A 16,348-nucleotide genomic window follows, 5' to 3' on the forward strand; every position below is an offset into this window, starting at 1 on the left:
GAGTCCGATTGTGGTTTGACACAACGCGCGCCGCCGCCGGGGCGCACGCATGAGTCGAACCCGAAAGATCCCGGCCCACGCAAGAATTCCGGGGTTAGGCTGCGGGAATGAGTGAATTCCGCCCTCCCGTCGCCGACCTCACGTTCGCCCTCGAGCACGTCGTCGGATATGACCAGATCGCACAGCTTCCGGGCTTCGAGCACGCCGATCACGACACCGTCGTCGAGATCCTCTCCGAGGCCGGCGGCTTCATGGCCGAGGTCGTCGCCCCCACCAACCGCGCCGGCGACCTCGAGGGGTCGCGTCTGAACGCCGACGGCACCGTCACGACGCCGACCGGATTCAAGGAGGCCTACGCCGCATTCGTCGAGGCGGGCTGGGGCTCGGTGCCGCTGCCCGAGGAGTTCGGCGGCGGCGGTTTCCCGCGCACGATCGGACTCGCCCTGCAAGAGCTCGAGATGGAGGCCAACATGGCGTTCGCCCTCGCTCCCCTGCTCACCCAGGGCGCGATCGAGGCACTCCTGGGCTACGGCACCGACGAGCAGAAGCAGCAGTGGCTGCCCAAGATGGTCAGCGGCGAGTGGGCCGGCACCATGAATCTCACCGAGCCGCACGCCGGCTCCGACGTCGGCGCCCTCACCACGAAGGCCGTGAAGCGCGCCGACGGCACCTATGGCATCACGGGCCAGAAGATCTTCATCACGTTCGGCGACCACGACCTGAGCGAGCAGATCGTGCACCTCGTGCTCGCTCGTACCCCTGATGCGCCGGCCGGCACCAAGGGCATCTCGATCTTCATCGTGCCCAAGTTCCTCGTGAACGACGACGGCTCGCTCGGCGAGCGCAACGGCGTGCACACCGTCGGCGTCGAGCACAAGATGGGCATCCACGGCTCGCCCACGTGCGTGCTCTCGTACGAAGACGCCACCGGATACCTCGTCGGCGACGAGAACATCGGCATGCGCATCATGTTCGTCATGATGAACAGCGCCCGCCTCTCGGTGGGTACGCAGGGCCTCGCCGTGGCCGAACGCGCCTACCAGCAGTCGCTCGACTACGCGAAGGAGCGCGTCCAGGGTCGCGCGATCGGCGCCACCGAGTCCTCGCCCATCATCGACTTCCCCGACGTGCGTCGCATGCTCATGACGCAGAAGGCCTACATCGCCGCCCTGCGCCGCATGATGCTGCTGAATGCCGTGAACGTCGACATCTCGACCCACCACCCCGACGCCGCGACCCGCGCCCGCGCTGACGAGATCGTCGGGCTGCTCACGCCCATCTGCAAGTCGTTCGGCACCGACCTCGGCAACGAGCTCACGTCGCTCGCCCTGCAGATCCACGGCGGCATGGGCTTCATCGAAGAGACCGGCGTCGCGCAGCACTACCGCGACGTGCGCATCGCCGCGATCTACGAGGGTACGAACGGCATCCAGGCTGCCGACCTCATCGGCCGCAAGCTCCCCGTGCGCGACGGCGCCTCGGCCCTCGAGTTCATCGCGTCCATGCGCGAACTCGACGGCGAGCTGGCCGCCGCCGGCGAGGAGTTCGCGTCGATCCGTACCCAGCTGACCGCGCAGCTCGACACGCTCGAGCAGACGACGATGTGGATGCTGCGCACCGGCCCCACCGACCCGAACTCGGCACTCAGCGGCTCGTCACCGTACCTGCGCATCTGGGGGCTCGTGGTCGGCGGCTGGCTGATGGCGAAGTCGGCCCTCGGCGCGCGGGGACTCGACGCCGACGGCATCGCCGAGGCACAGCTGCCGCTGGCCCGGTTCTACGCCGAGCAGCTGCTGCCGCAGGCCGCCGGCCTCGTCGGGGCCGTCACCGCCGGGTCGCACGACCTCTTCGCCCTCGACGCCGACACGCTGGCCGACCGCGCACCGAGCCGGGCGCGCGTCTGACGATGCGCGTCTGACGTTCGACCGAGCGGATGCCGCGGCGCGAGTCGCGGCATCCGCTCGTCTTTCGCACCCACCGCCACAGCAGGAACATCTGCCCAACACGCCGGCGGCGGACGCGTCCGACACGCCGGTCAACCCGCGGTTCTTCCTGCACTGGCCGCTCGAAGCCTCACGAGTTGTGGGTGTCGCCGCCGGGGACACCCGACCGGAATGCGGCGAGAATGGGTGCATGACGACTCCCCCGCCCGACGACGAGCCGCGGCCCGACGAACCACCGCGCCTCGGTGAACCGCCGGTGTAGGGCGGCGACGCCATCGACGGGCCGGGCTGGTCGGGGCTGCTCGCGTTCACCGGGCTCATCCTGGGTACGGGCGCATTGCTGTTCGCCCTGTTCGCACCGATCGGCGACCGCGGGCCGGCGAGCATCGCCTGGATCGCGATGTTCGGGGCGCTCGCGATCGGTGCAGGGGTTCCGGGTGCGGCACGGCACCGACGACTCGGGGGCGGCAGGCTCGGGGTGCAGATCGGATGGCTCGGCGCGACGCTCGGCGCCCTCGCGATGCTGCTCATGATCTACGCGTACGTCGCCGTGCTGCTGATGGGCGGTGAGGGCCTTCCGGTACTGCCTGCGTGGGAGGCTCCCGCCGAGCCGCCGCCCGACGACGTGATCACCGCGCACGGCTGAACGGGCCGGCCACCACGGCCGACCCGTTCACGACGAGCTCGCCCTCCCGCGCGATCACGCCGGCTCTGCGCGCCAGACCGCCTCGCCCTCGCCGCGAACGACGCCGTCGACCACGGTGAACCGCGCCGACCGGCCGTCTGGCGCCGTGACCGTGACGCCCGCGTCATCCGTCGCTCCCGGATACAGCCGGACGGTGAGCCCGTCGAGGTAGTCGTAGTCGGGTCGGTCGACCCGGGCGCCGATCGGGAGCACGGCACCTTCGCGCACGTAGAGCGGCAGGCTGGTGAACCCGTGCACCTCGCTGCGCCAGGCGCCGTGCGAGTCGACGACCTCGCCGGTCCACCAGTTCGTCCAGCGGCCGGCCGGCAGGTAGAACTCGACCTCGCCGGATTCCGTGAACACGGGCGCCACGAGCAGCGACGAGCCGAGCATGTACTGCCGGTCGAGGTACTCGACGCCACGGTCGTCGGGGAATTCCAGCACCATCGGGCGCATCACCGGCAGCCCGGTCGCCGAGGCGTCCAGACCGAGCTGGTACAGGTACGGCATGAGCGAGAGCTTCAACTGCGTGAAGGTGCGCGTCACCTCGACGGCCTCCTCATCGAACGCCCACGGCACCCGGTAGGAACCCGAACCGTGGAAGCGCGAGTGCGTGCCCAGCAGGCCGAAGGCAACCCAGCGCTTGAACACGCCCGGGTCGGGCGTGCCTTCGAAGCCGCCGATGTCGTGGCTCCAGAACCCGAATCCTGAGCACGCAAGCGACAGCCCTCCCCGCAGCGTCTCGGCCATCGACTCGAACGTCGAGGTCGAGTCGCCGCCCCAGTGCACGGGCAGCCGCTGCCCGCCCGTCGTCGCCGAACGCGCGAACACGACCGCATCGCCGGCGCCGCGCTCCTCCTCGAGCACCGCGAAGACGGCCTCGTTGTACAGCTGCGTGTAGAGGTTGTGCATGCGATCCGGCGACGAACCGTCGAAGTACTCCACCTCGAGCGGGATCCGTTCGCCGAAGTCGGTCTTGAAGCAGTCGACGCCCTGACGCAGCAGCGTGCGCAGCTTCTCCTGGAACCAGCGGGTGGCATCGGGGTTCGTGAAATCGACGAGTCCCATGCCGGCCTGCCAGAGATCCCACTGCCACACCGAGCCATCTGGCCGCTTCACGAGGTAACCGGCGGTGGATGCCTCGGCGAACAGCGGCGACCGCTGCCCGATGTACGGGTTGATCCACACGCAGACCCGCAGGTCCTTCTCGTGCAGGCGCGACAGCATGCCGTCGGGGTCGGGGAAGGTGCGCGGGTCCCACTCGAAGTCGCACCAGTTGAACTCGCGCATCCAGAAGCAGTCGAAGTGGAAGACGCTCACGGGCAGTTCGCGCGCGGCCATCTCGTCGACGAAACGCGTCACCGTGGCCTCGTCGTAGTCGGTCGTGAACGAGGTCGAGAGCCAGAGCCCATACGACCAGGCCGGCACCTGCGCCGGACGGCCGACGAGCTCGGTGTACCGCTCGAGCACGCCCGACGGGGTGCCGCCGTACATGACGAAGTACTCCAGCGACTCGCCGGGCACCGAGAACTGCAGCCGCTCGACCGCCTCGGAGCCCACCTCGTACGACACGTGGCCGGCGTCGTTCACGAGCACGCCGTACCCGCGGTTGGTGAAGTGGAACGGCACGTTCTTGTAGGCCTGCTCCGATGACGTGCCGCCGTCGGCGTTCCAGATGTCGACCGTCTGCCCGTTCTTCACGAGCGGTCCGAACCGCTCGCCCAGACCGTAGACGAGCTCGCCGACCCCGAGCGCGAGCTGCTGGTGCACGTAGCCGGATGCGAGCGCACGCCCGGTGCCGCCACGCGCGTTGCCGACCGGGACCCCGTCGAGTTGCGCGTCGGGTCGCACGCGGAGGTGGGCGATCGACTTCTCCCCGGCCGTCGTGAGGACACGCCCGTCGGCCTCGAACGCGAGCTCGAACGGAGCCCCCGCTCGCACCCGAGCGGTGAGCCGCCCCGAGGTGAGCGTCCCCCCGGTCTCGTCGATCACGACGACGCCCTGGTCGAGCTGCGCCCCGACGAGGTCGAACCCGAGCGGGCGCGTCCCGCCCGAGTGGTGTTCGATCCGCACGCCGATCACGTCGGGCAGCGGCGACCACAGTGTGATGGTCAGCAACGGACGGTTCAGGATGTCGCCGCGCTTCGAGATCACGCCGTTGGTCGCGAAGACCTGCAGGCGGTGGTCGCCGTCTGGCCAGACGTCGTGGACTTCACGGGCGTAGATCGGCTCGACTCCGGGGCGGAGCTGCCAGAACCCATCGGTGAACTTCATGGTCGGTGCATGTCCTTTCGAGCGGATACCGCCCTTGCGAGTGGATGCCGCGGCATCCGAGTCACTTCACCGCGCCGGCGGTGATGCCGCGCGTGAGCGTGCGCTGGAAGATGAGGAAGAAGATGAGCGTCGGGATGACGCCGAGCAGCGCCGAGGCACTCGTGGTCGTGACATCCATCAGCCGGTCGCCCTGCAACGTCGTGATCGCAACCGGCACCGTCTGGTTGTCGTTCGACACCAGGAAGGTGAGCGGAATCAGGAACTCGTTCCAGGTCCAGATGAAGAAGAAGATGAGCAGCACCGACAGCGTGCCCTTGCTGATCGGCAGCACCACGCGCACGAGGGTGCGGATCTTGCCGGCGCCGTCGAGCGCGGCCGCCTCGAGCAACTCCTTCGGGAACGTGCCGAACACGCTCGAGAGCAGGTAGGTGCCGAACGCCGCCTGGATGACGGTGAAGATGATGATGATCGCGAGCTGCGTATCGTAGAGGCCCACCGACTTGAACATGTAGTACAGCGGGTAGAGCAGCGCCTCCTGCGGGATCAGGTCGGCGAGCAGGAACAGCAGCAGGATGCCCGTGCGGTACTTCACCCGGCCGATGCCGAGTGCATAGGCGTTGATCACCGACAGCGCCACGGCGAGCACGGCCACCGACCCCGAGATGAGGAAGCTGTTCCACAGCTTCTCGGGGAAGTCGACGCGGTTCCAGAAGTTCACGATGCCGTCGAAGTACAGCTCGGTCGGCAGCATGAGCGGCCCCGACGTGTTGTAGTCGGTCGGCGACTTGAACGAGTTGATCAGGATGAGGATGAACGGCACCGCTACGGCCAGGCCGAAGAGGATCGCGAGGCTCAGCCACACCCAGTCCTTGGCGGACTTGCGCTCGTGCGGCGCCTTGCTGCGGCGCGGGCGACGCGCCTCGGGCTCGACGACGAGGGGCACGTTGCCCGCATCGGCGATCGAGAGCGGCGACAGCTCGGCGACATCCGCCGCGAGACCGCGCTCGGCGTGCCGGTCGATCTTGGTGTCGGACATCAGCGCGTACCCTCCGCACGTTCGGCACGTACCTGCAGTCGGATGAACCCGATCGCGACGAGCACCACGACGATGGTGAGCGCCGTCGAGATCGTGGCGCCGTAGCCGACCTGCTGGCTCTGGAAGAACTCGATGTACGAGTAGTAGCTCGGCACGATCGTCGCCGTGCCCGGCCCGCCGCCCGTGAGGGCGTAGATCGGGCCGAAGACCTTCAGCGCCGCGATCGTGCACGTGAGCGTCACGACGAAGATCTCGGGGCGGATGGCGCTCACGGTGATGTATCGGAACCGCTGGAACCAGCCGGCACCGTCGAGCTCGGCGGCCTCGTAGAGCTCGGGGTCGACCCGCTGCAGCGCCGCCATGAAGATGACCACGGGATAGCCGATCTGCACCCAGACCATGACGACCATGATCGACGCGAGCGCGGTGTCGGGGCTGCCGAGCCAGTTGTGCGCCAGCTCGCCGAGGCCGATGTTCTCGAGCACGGTGTTGAGGGCGCCGTTCTCGGGGCGCAGGATCCAGCCGATCACGATCGCGGCGATCGCCACGGGAAGGATCTGGGGGAGGTAGTACGTGGCCCGCAGGAAGCTGGCGACGCGGCCGCCGAACTTGCGGCCGATCACGTCGAACAGCAGCGCGGCGAGCACGAGGCCGAGCAACGTCGGGATGATGACCATCGCGACGATCATCGCGATCGAGTTGCGGAACGACGCCCAGAACTTCGCGTCGCCGACGAGCTCGATCCAGTTCTCGAGGCCGATGAACTCGGGCGGCCGGATGCCGCGGTACTCGGTGAAGCTGAGGAAGACGTTCCACACCAGGGGGATCAGGATGATGAACGTGAAGAGCAGGAGGCCGGGGATGAGGAAGAACCAGAACCCGCTCGAGCGGGTTCCCGAGATCGCGCTCATCCCGTCGGTGCGTCGCGACGGCCGCGTGGGGCGTGCTGGTCGCGGTGCGAGGATCGAAACCATGGTGGGAGCCTTTCGGTCGGCCCGGCGTTCCCCGCCGGCCGGTGCGGTGCGGTGCATCGATGCTTCGATGCTTCGGTGCGAGGCACCGACCGGCCGGCGGGAACGTCAGGACCGGGTCATCCGGTGATGTCGGCGACGCCGTCTTCGTACTCGACGCCGAGCTGCTCGAGCGTCTGCTCGGGCGTGAGCGAGCCGTTCACGAGCTCCTGGAGCGCACCGACCAGCTGGTCGTAGAAGTTCGGCGTGGGCCAGTCGGGGTAGAACGCGAGGCCGTCCTGCTCGACCACCGTATTGAAGTCGGTGATGAGCTTCGCCGACTTCTCGTCAGTGATGTCGGCCGGGTCGGCCGCGACGGGGATCGAGCCGTTGTTGCCGATGAGGGCCTGGATCTCGGGACTCATCGTGATGTCGATGAACTCGTACGCGAGCTCCTTGTTGGCGGCGTTCTCGGGCACGACCCAGATGTTGCCCGAGGAGCCGGGCACGAGGTCGGCGCCGGGGAAGAGGAACGTGTCCCACTCGAAGGTCGTCGCCTCGTTGATGACGCGACCCGCCCACCACGAGCCCGAGACCATGATCGGGTACTCGCCGCTCATGAAGCCGACGCCCATGTCCTCGGCCTTGAGGCCGGTCGAGTCTGCCGAGATCCAGCCCTTGTCGACGTACTCGACGACCTTGTCGGCCGCGAACGTGAGCGCGTCGTCCTGCCAGTCGACCGGGTTCTCGTAGAGCTGGTAGTCGTTCACGAACTGCCGGTCGGCCTGCGTGAGCGCCAGCTGGTAGAACAACTGGCCGAGCGGGTATTCGGCGCCGGCCTCGGCGATCGGTGTCTGGCCTGCCTCGACGAAGGCGTCGAGCACCTGCTCGAACTCGTCGTAGGTGGTCGGCACCGAGAGGCCGAGCTCGTCGAACGCGGTCTTGTTGTAGTAGACGGTGACGTACTCGCCGTAGTTCGGCACGCCGTACCAGGGGCCCGAGCCCATGATGCCGGCCTCGTCGTACTTCGCGGTGGTCTGCAGCGAGGGGGCGAGCATGTCGTCCCAGCCGTACTCCTCGACCGCCTCCGTGATGTCGGCGAGCAGCCCCTGGCTCGCGAGCAGGCCTGCGGTGGCGTTGCCCTTCGGCGACTCCATCACATCGGGCGCCTCATTCGAGTTCAGCACCTGGCTCGCGGTCGAGCGGATCTGCTCGAAGCTCTTGTCCTCGTACTCGACGGTCGCCCCGGTCTCCTCCTCGAAGATCTCGATCGCCCTCTCCCAGGCGATGCCGACATCGCTGTCGGTGCCCTCGAAATGCCAGAGCTTCAGCGTGTTCGGGTCGGATCCGGCTCCGCTCGAGCAGCCGGTGAGGACTGCGGCCGTGGCCGCGAGTGCCACGGCGGCGACGATGCCGCGCTTGGGGATTCTCATGGTGCGTTTCCTTTCGATGGCCCGTCGAAGCGCTTCGACAATGTTCGCGCTGCGTGGGTGGAGGGGTGGGGGTGGGGTGAGTGCTGCGGTGCCGGGTGCTGCGGTGCGGTGGGTATCGGGGTGTCGGATCCGTGTCAGCGGCCGGGTCGGGCGACCGACCCTCGGTCCTGGTAGACGGGCGCGATGAGCTCGACGCCGGGAGCGTCGATGCCCTGCACCTGATGCAGGGCTGACTCGACCGCGATGCGGCACATCTGGTCGAGGGGCAGTGGGATGGAGCTGAGCGCGGTCGGAAGGTGCTCGGTGTCGTAGCTCGCGCACGCCGCGAACACCGAGAGGTCAGTGGGAACCTCGAGCCCGAGGTCGCGGATGCGGCGCAGCACCGCCTCGACGACGGGCTCGTTGCAGTGGAACAAGAGCGCGGTCATGTCAGGCAGGCCCGACGCGAGCTCGTCGTATGCGCGCTCGGCCGCACCGCGGGCCAGGGTCGGCGAGGCGACCTGGATGCGGATGCCGCGACGCGACGCCGCGCGCTCGAGCCCCGCGTTGAAGCGCTGCACGAACCCGGTGTCGCGCTCGAGGTAGCTCGGCGGGTGACCGATGACGCCGACCTCGCGATGTCCTGCGTCTGCCAGCGTGCCGATGGCCAGTTCGCCCGCCCCCTCGAAGTCGAGGTCGACGCAGGCGAGGTCGTCGCCACCGCCCGGAACGCCGATGAACGCGGCCGGCAGGCGCAGACCGCGCACCAGGTCGACGCGATCGTCATGGGCCTTCACACCCATGGCGACGACCCCGTCGACGAGCGACGACGAGGCGACGCGGCGGATGCCCGACACGTCGTCGTCGGTCGCGAGCAGCAGCACGTCGTAGTCGTGCTGACGGGCTGTGTCGACGACGGCCGTGACGAATCGCATGTGCGTCGGCAGGTGCCCGTCGTCGTGGATGGGCGCCGACAGCGCGAGGATGTTGGTCGTCGCGCCGGCGAGCATTCGCGCGGCGGCCGAGGGCTCGTAGTCGAGTTCGCGGATCGCCGTCTCGATGCGCCGACGCGTCGTCTCGGTGATCGAGCGCTTGCCCGAGAGAGCGTACGAGACCGTGGAGATCGAGACGCCGGCAGCCTTGGCCACGTCGCTGATCGTCACCATCGCCCACCTCCTCGACCTCGTCGTCCATCGAATCGCATACGTTTCGAAGCGCTTCGATGATGTGTGAAAGCGAGCATACGCACGGCCCCGCCTGCAGCGCAAGTCTTATGTTCGAATTGACAACAATTGTGCGCGAGACATGGCAGTTGCCGCCGAACCGGTGCGACGACGACCCACTCGGGACTAGCTTCGAGTCATGGTGGACCCGATCGTCGCGACCTTCGTCATCCTGGCGCTTGCGATCGTCGCCTTCCTGAGCGGCCGGATCCCCATCGCGATCGTCGCCGTCGGGGTCGCGCTCGCACTGTGGGCCACCGGCGTGATCACCCTCCCGCAGGCGCTGGCCGGCTTCGGGGATTCCACCGTGATCTTCGTCGCGTCGCTGTTCGTCGTGAGCGAGGCGCTCGACGCCACCGGCGTGACCGCATGGGCCGGCCAGCAGGTGATCGGCCGGGCCGGCACCTCCCGCCGGCGGCTCACGGTCGTCATCGCGCTCATGGTCGCCGTCCTGACGGCGTTCATCAGCCTCAATGGAGCCGTCGCCGCCCTGCTGCCCGTGGTGGTGGTCGTGGCACTCAAGGCCGGCATCGCCCCGTCACGACTGCTCATCCCGCTTGCGTTCTCGTCGCACGCCGGCTCCCTTCTCGCCCTCACCGGCACCCCCGTGAACGTGATCGTGTCGGACGCCGCGGCCAACGCCGGGGGCCGGGCCTTCGGGTACTTCGAGTTCGCGCTCGCGGGGCTTCCGCTGCTCGCGCTGAGCATCGCGATCATGGTCGCATTCGGCGACCGGCTGCTGCCCGACCGGAAGGCCGACCAGCTGGCCGAGGGCGCGCCAGCCGATCCGCAGGTGCACGCGCAGGAGCTGCGCCGCAGCTACGACGTCTCGCTCGACACCGACACGTTCTACACGCCCGATGAGGGTGTGGCCGAGGTGATGATCACCCCACGCTCCGAATACATCGGTCGCAAGGTGTTCCCCGGGATGACCACGCTTCGCGAGCACCTCGTGATCATCGCGATCCGTCGCACCGGCGAACGCCGTTCACCCTCGACCGCCGATGACGACGCTGCTGCGCTGCGCCCCGGTGACTCGCTGCTCGTGCGCGGACCCTGGGACGCCCTCGAGCGGTACGTGCGCCTGCCGGGCGTCCTCGCGGTCACGACGCCGCAGTCGCTGCGGCGGGCTGTGCCGCTCGGGCGCGGCGCCAAGCGGGCCATCGGCATCCTCGTCGTGATGGTCGCGCTCCTCGCGTCGGGACTGGTGCCGCCCGTCGTGGCCGGCCTGCTCGCGGCCGGATCGCTCGTACTCGCCAAGGTGCTCACGGTGCCGCAGATGTTCCGCTCGATCCAGTGGAGCACGGTCGTGCTCATCGCCGGCCTGATCCCGCTGTCGACCGCGTTCATCGAGACCGGTGCCGCAGAGCTGGTCGCGGACCGGCTGCTCGACGTCGTCGGCACGACGAACCCGCACCTCGCCCTGCTCGCGCTGTGCCTGTTGACGCTCGTGCTCGGGCAGGTGATCAGCAACACGGCGACGGTGCTCGTCGTGCTGCCGATCGCCGTCTCGGTCGCGGCGGCCATGGACGTCTCGGTGCAGCCGTTCATGATGGCGCTGACCGTCGTCGGCGCGGCCTCCTTCTTCACGCCGATCGCGACCCCGGTCAACCTCATGGTGATGGAGCCGGGCGGCTACCGCTTCGGTGACTACTGGCGCCTCGGCCTCCCGCTCGCCCTGGCCTATATGCTCATCGCCGTGCTCTGGGTTCCGCTCATCTGGCCGTTCTGAGCGAGCAGGTACCGACGATCGCGCCCTGCATCAGCCCTGCGGGGGCTGCTGCCACCACTTACCCGCCGCGTCGAGCGTGTCGACGTCGCCTCGGTCGCCCAGCAGCTGCCACCGCAGCAGCGACATCGGCACGTTGCCGTTGCGCCAGATCGCGTCATGCAGCTCGCGCAACGAGAACGGGGCACCCTCGAGCTCGGCGGCGACCGCGGCATCTGCGACGAGTCGCTGCACCTCGTGCTTGCCGACGAGATACGACATCGCGAGACCGGGCGTCGCCACGTAGTAGGCGGTCTCTTCGGTCGCGGTCTCGACGTCCATCGGCACCTGCCGCACGAAGAAGTCGACCGCCTCGGGCAGGCTGAATGCGCCGGTGGCGAGGTTCACGTCGACGATCACGCGCAGCGCGCGCAGCCGCATGAAGTTGTGCACGACGGACTGCGAGTGCGGAGCATCGGCGAAGAGGCCGGCGGTGAGCATGAGCTCTTCGTTGTAGTGCGCGATGCCCTCGTTGGCGATCGAGTCGATGAAGTGCCGGCGCATTGGCCTCGGATTCGCCCATGACAGTGTCAGCTGCTGGCTGTGCGCACCCTCATGGATGATGCCGAGCCGCGCATCGCGCGCGTTCGCCGCGTCGAAGTACGGCAGGTCGGCGGCCGGAACCGGCACGTAGTGCGTCGAGTCCTCGTCGCGGCGACGGATGCTGCCGAGGTCGTCGTTCACGCCGAGGAACGCCAGCGGGCCGAGGTAGGCGGGCGTCGGCGCGAACCTGTAGCGCCGAAGCGAAGGCGGCTGCGAGAGCAGATCGGATGACTCGTAGAACGCCCGCACCTCGGCTTCGGCGGCGGCCTCGTCGAGCGACTCGGCCTCGGCGCTCGCGGCGAGCGGCCGCTCGGGGAGATCGCGATACCGGGTGCGGGTCGCGAGCTCGGCCACCACGCTGCGCCGATGGTCGCCCATGGCGGCCCGCACGAGCTCGTCGGGCTCTGCCGTGATGAGCGCCACGTGTCGCAGGTACCAGGTGAACGCGTCGCGGCCGACGATCGCCTCGGCCGAGAGCCGGTCGGCGGATGTCTCGAGCCATGCCCGATACCGTTCGAGCGCGTCGCCCGCGGCCGGTCGGGCGGCTTCGAGCGCGGCCGCGGTCGCGGCATCGGTCAACGCCGCCGCCTCTGCCACCGAAGTGGCCAGCCGATCGCCGATGTCGCGCAGATCGGCCGCCGCCACGCGCGCGAGGGCGGCGACACCGGCCCGCTCGAGGTTGGCGATGGCCTGGTCGACGGCCGATGGCACCGCCGCGAGCACCCGCACGAGGCCGGCCTGGCGCGACGACTCGAACGGCGGCGGCGGGAGGAGCAGGTCGAACCATGGACCGAGCACCTGCGAGGTGAGGAACACGGCGTCGCGCTCCCAGTTGCGCAGCACGTCGAGCTGCCAGTGCGTTCGCGCGAGCGCTGCTCCGAGCAGCCGATGATCGACCTGCACCTCGACGGGAAGCGCCGCGAGCTCGACAGCATCGAACGCGCGCCACCGTGCCGTGAAGTCGGCGAGCGCACGCCGGAACCCGTCGATGGCCTCGGGGTCGAAGCGCGGCAACCAGCCTGCGGGGCGTTCGACCCGCGGAATGTCGTCGGACGTGCGGAACGAGGTGGCATCGTGCCACCGCCAGAACTCGGCGCCGAGAAGATCGAGGTCGGTTGCGAGCGACGTCATGCAACCACGGTAGTCACGCCCACCGTCAGGATGGGGGCGCGGTGGTCTCGATGCCCGTCGCCTTCGGCGGCGCTACTCGACCGGCGACACCGCGTCGAGCGCCGCGAGCACGCGCGGCATCGAGCCGCCGAGGTTCCACGCCTCGGCGAACCCCTCGGCGGCGGCTCGGCGCTCGCCGGTGACGGGCTCGAGCCGGGCGTCGAACTCGCCGAGTTCGAGGTCGCGCACGACCTCGACCACCGTGGGCGCCACCTCGAGATAGGGGCCCGCCGCCGCGAACTTCGCGCGCATGCCCGCGGCCATCGGCGTGGCGGCATCGGCCGCCGCCGCGATGATGCCCTCGAGGTCGGCATACTGCTTCAGCAACGAGGCCGCGGTCTTCTCGCCGACGCCGGCGACACCCGGCAGCCCGTCGGAGGCGTCGCCGCGCATGACCGCGAAATCGGCGTACTGCTGCGGCAGCACGCCGTACTTGCCGACGACCGTCGCTTCGGTGAGCACCTCGAGCCGGCTCATGCCGCGAGCGGTATAGATCACGCGAACGGATGCCGCATCATCGACCAGCTGGAACAGGTCGCGGTCGCCCGTGACCACGTCGACGGGCATGCTCGCCCCCGTCGCGAGCGTGCCGATGACGTCGTCGGCCTCGTGCTCGGCCGCGCCGACTCGGGCGATGCCGAGCAGCGCGAGCGCCTCGCGGATGAGCGGAACCTGCACGTCGAGCGGGTCGGGCGTCTCTTCGACGTCGACGCCGCCGGGCACGGCCGCCTCGACGCGGTGCGCCTTGTAGCTCGGGATGAGGTCGACCCGCCACTGCGGGCGCCAGTCGTCGTCCCAGCACGCGACGAGGTGGGTCGGCTCGAAGTCGGCGACGAGTCGCGCGATGATGTCGAGCAGCCCGCGAACCGCGTTCACGGGTGTGCCGTTCGGGGCCTTGAGCGAGTCGGGCACGCCGTAGAACGCGCGGAAGTAGAGCGAAGCGGTGTCGAGGAGCATCAGTCGGTCGGCCACACCCGATCATGACACGACCTGCCGACGACCCCGACCCGTTGCTCGGGGCATCCGGGCGCGCATCGAGAATGCGGGCCCGACGGCTAGCGTGGTCCGCATGGGTTTCATGGACACGTTCCGCGCGTCCAGGCGGCTGCCGGTGCTGCAGGTGCTCAAGGCGTCGGTCGCGACGATCGCGGCGTGGCTCATCACGAGCTGGCTGATGCCCGGCCCCCTGCCGATCTTCGCGGCGATCGCGGCACTGCTCGTCGTGCAGCCGAGTGTGAACCAGTCGTTCGGCAAGGCGATCGAGCGCTCCATCGGGGTGATCCTCGGCGTGATCGTCGCGACGGGCCTCTCGCTCGCGTTCGGCGAGCACGCATGGGTGGTGCTCGTCGCCATCGTCGCCGCGATGCTCATCGCCTGGGGCCTGAAGATGACGCCCGGCACGTCGAACCAGGTCGCGATCAGCGCGATCCTCGTGCTCGCGCTGGGAGCGGCCTCGCCCGAGTACTCGCTGCAGCGCATCGTCGAGACGCTCATCGGCGCAGCCATCGGCGTCGTCGTGAACGTGCTGATCGTGCCGCCCGTCGCGGTTGCCCCGGCACGACGCGACCTCGCCCTGCTGGGGGGTGAGCTCGCGGCATCGCTCGACCGCCTCGCAAGCGCCCTCGAGTCGCCGCAGTCGCCGGCGCAGGTGCAGCAACTGCTGCTCGAGGCCCGGCTGATGCGCCCGATGCGCGACGCCGCCGACGCGTCGATCGCCGTCGGCGAGGAGTCGCTCACCCTGAACCCGCGCCGATCGTCGCACCGCACCGAGCTCGCCGAGATGCGTACGCTGCTCGAGCGGCTGGGCCCGATCGTCACCCAGGTCATCGGCATGACGCGGGCGTTCTTCGACCACTACGACCACTCGGTCGCCGACGAGCCCGCCGTGCAGGCCATCGCCGAGCAGCTGCGCCGCGCGGGCCACGACGTGCGCCTCGCCGTGCACCTCGCCGACGTCGACCCCGAGCCGCCCACGTCGGCGATCCCGGCCCTGACCGCGCCCCTCGTGGTGCGCCCGCCGGCGTCGGGCCATTGGATCCTCGTCGGCTCGCTCATGGAGGACCTGCGCCGCATTCGCGCAGAATTGGTCACCGACGAGACACCGAGCTGACGAATCACGAGTTGATGGAAGGCGAGCGACGATGACCCCGGGTGCCTCAGGATTCGACTTCTTCGCCGCGGGGGAACTTCCCGCGCCGTCGTTGGCCGCCGCCGAGGTGGCCGCGATCGCGGCAGCCGAGTGGGGGCTCGAGGTCGTGCTCGATCCGCTCGGCAGCCAGCAGGACCAGAACCTCCTCGCACGAGCGGCAGGCGACCCAGGCACGGTGCTCGGTGTGGTGAAGATCACGAACCCCGCGTTCACCGGGTCGGAACTCGCTGCGCAGGAGGCCGCGACCGCCCGCATCGCGGCGGCCTGGCCCGAGCTGCGCGTGGCGACGACGACGGTCGACGCGGACGGCGCCGCGCGCTGGGCGACCGTCGAGACGACCGAGGGCGCGCTCACCGTGCGCCTGCTCGAGTACCTCCCCGGTGGCACGCTCACCGGAAGCCGGTACCTCTCGCCTGCGGTCGTGGCCCGCATGGGCGAGCTCGCCGCGCGCACGAGCCTCGCGCTCGCCGGCTTCACGCACCCCGGCCTCGACCGTGTGCTGCAGTGGGATCCGCGCCACGCCGACCGCGTGGTCGAGTTGCTCGCACCCCATCACCCCGATCCGGCGAGGCGATCGCGGGTGACGGATGCCGCGACATCCGCCTGGGAAACCATCGCGTCGCTCGCCCCCGACCTACCGATGCAGGCGGTCCACCTCGATCTCACCGACGACAACGTCGTCTGCCGGGTGGATCGCGGCATCCGCGTGCCCGACGGACTGATCGACTTCGGCGACGTCACCGCAAGCTGGGCGGTGGCGGAACTCGCGATCACGATCTCGTCGGTGCTGCACCACGCCGGCGCCGAGCCGGTGTCGGTGCTCCCTGCGGTGCACGCGTTCCACGAGCTGCGTCCGCTGTCGGCGACCGAGGTCGCGGCGATCTGGCCGCTCGTCGTGTTGCGCGGCGCGGTGCTCGTGGTGAGCGGCGAGCACCAGGTGCAGCTCGACGGCGGGGCGAACGCCTACGCGGCCGCCGGAGTCGAGCGCGAGTGGCGCATCTTCGAGCAGGCCGTCTCGGTGCCGAGTGCGGTGATGACGGGTGTGATCGCCGAGGCGCTCGGCGTGCCCGCTGGTCGACTGGCGCCGGGGTTTCGAGACGGTCGCTCCGCTCCCTCCTCAACCCACCCAACCGCGGGTCGAGGAGCGCCGGCGCGAAGCGGCGACGCGTCTCGAGACCTGGACGGTCGCTCCGCT

12 protein-coding genes are annotated in these 16,348 nt (G+C 69.5%); 5 read left to right on the forward strand and 7 right to left on the reverse strand.

Features of this window, described 5'->3' with window-relative positions:
- The first annotated feature begins 107 nt into the window (after window positions 1–107).
- Both LSF15_RS15440 and LSF15_RS15445 read left to right on the forward strand, forming a co-directional pair.
- Window positions 108–1,904, forward strand: a complete 1,797-nt coding sequence (locus tag LSF15_RS15440; protein WP_232499449.1) for an acyl-CoA dehydrogenase family protein — start codon at window positions 108–110, stop codon at window positions 1,902–1,904.
- Between the two features lie 376 nt (window positions 1,905–2,280).
- A complete protein-coding gene (locus LSF15_RS15445) occupies window positions 2,281–2,589 on the forward strand; it encodes a hypothetical protein (RefSeq protein ID WP_232499450.1) in 309 nt (102 codons plus the stop codon).
- A gap of 54 nt (window positions 2,590–2,643) precedes the next feature.
- Here the strand turns inward: LSF15_RS15445 and yicI are convergent, their stop codons facing one another.
- The 5 genes from yicI to LSF15_RS15470 all read right to left on the reverse strand — a co-directional run bounded on the left by yicI (window position 2,644) and on the right by LSF15_RS15470 (window position 9,466).
- Window positions 2,644–4,902: an alpha-xylosidase gene (gene yicI, locus LSF15_RS15450; RefSeq protein ID WP_232499451.1), complete on the reverse strand. Its 2,259-nt coding sequence runs from the start codon at window positions 4,900–4,902 to the stop codon at window positions 2,644–2,646.
- Between the two features lie 61 nt (window positions 4,903–4,963).
- Window positions 4,964–5,938, reverse strand: a complete 975-nt coding sequence (locus tag LSF15_RS15455; protein ID WP_232499452.1) for a carbohydrate ABC transporter permease — start codon at window positions 5,936–5,938, stop codon at window positions 4,964–4,966.
- The gene (locus LSF15_RS15460) at window positions 5,938–6,849 is read right to left on the reverse strand and encodes a carbohydrate ABC transporter permease (RefSeq protein ID WP_232499464.1); all 912 of its coding nucleotides are present in this window, start codon (window positions 6,847–6,849) and stop codon (window positions 5,938–5,940) included. The genes LSF15_RS15455 and LSF15_RS15460 overlap by 1 nt, the downstream gene beginning before the upstream one ends.
- Before the next feature lie 179 nt (window positions 6,850–7,028).
- Window positions 7,029–8,321, reverse strand: a complete 1,293-nt coding sequence (locus tag LSF15_RS15465; protein WP_232499453.1) for an ABC transporter substrate-binding protein — start codon at window positions 8,319–8,321, stop codon at window positions 7,029–7,031.
- A 134-nt stretch (window positions 8,322–8,455) separates the two neighbouring features.
- Window positions 8,456–9,466 (reverse strand): LacI family DNA-binding transcriptional regulator, encoded by a 1,011-nt coding sequence (locus LSF15_RS15470; RefSeq protein ID WP_232499454.1) that lies wholly within the window; start codon window positions 9,464–9,466, stop codon window positions 8,456–8,458.
- 196 nt (window positions 9,467–9,662) lie between these two features.
- On the opposite strand from LSF15_RS15470, the gene LSF15_RS15475 reads away from it, so the two are divergent.
- Window positions 9,663–11,255, forward strand: coding sequence for an SLC13 family permease (locus LSF15_RS15475; protein ID WP_232499455.1), 1,593 nt, complete (start codon window positions 9,663–9,665; stop codon window positions 11,253–11,255).
- Between the two features lie 30 nt (window positions 11,256–11,285).
- Here LSF15_RS15475 and LSF15_RS15480 read toward each other — a convergent pair whose 3' ends face one another.
- A complete protein-coding gene (locus LSF15_RS15480; RefSeq protein WP_232499456.1) occupies window positions 11,286–12,965 on the reverse strand; it encodes a DUF885 family protein in 1,680 nt (559 codons plus the stop codon).
- 72 nt (window positions 12,966–13,037) lie between these two features.
- Window positions 13,038–13,976: a 5'-3' exonuclease gene (locus LSF15_RS15485; protein ID WP_232499457.1), complete on the reverse strand. Its 939-nt coding sequence runs from the start codon at window positions 13,974–13,976 to the stop codon at window positions 13,038–13,040.
- 97 nt (window positions 13,977–14,073) lie between these two features.
- Between LSF15_RS15485 and LSF15_RS15490 the strand changes: the two genes are divergently transcribed.
- Together LSF15_RS15490 and LSF15_RS15495 are read left to right on the forward strand one after the other, a co-directional pair.
- Window positions 14,074–15,114, forward strand: coding sequence for an FUSC family protein (locus tag LSF15_RS15490; protein WP_232499458.1), 1,041 nt, complete (start codon window positions 14,074–14,076; stop codon window positions 15,112–15,114).
- Window positions 15,115–15,145: 31 nt separating this feature from the next.
- Window positions 15,146–16,348 (forward strand): phosphotransferase (locus LSF15_RS15495; protein ID WP_232499459.1); only part of this gene is annotated, 1,203 nt, incomplete at its 3' end.

It is taken from the genome of Agromyces humatus, assembly GCF_021228295.1.
GTDB lineage: Bacteria > Actinomycetota > Actinomycetes > Actinomycetales > Microbacteriaceae > Agromyces > Agromyces humatus.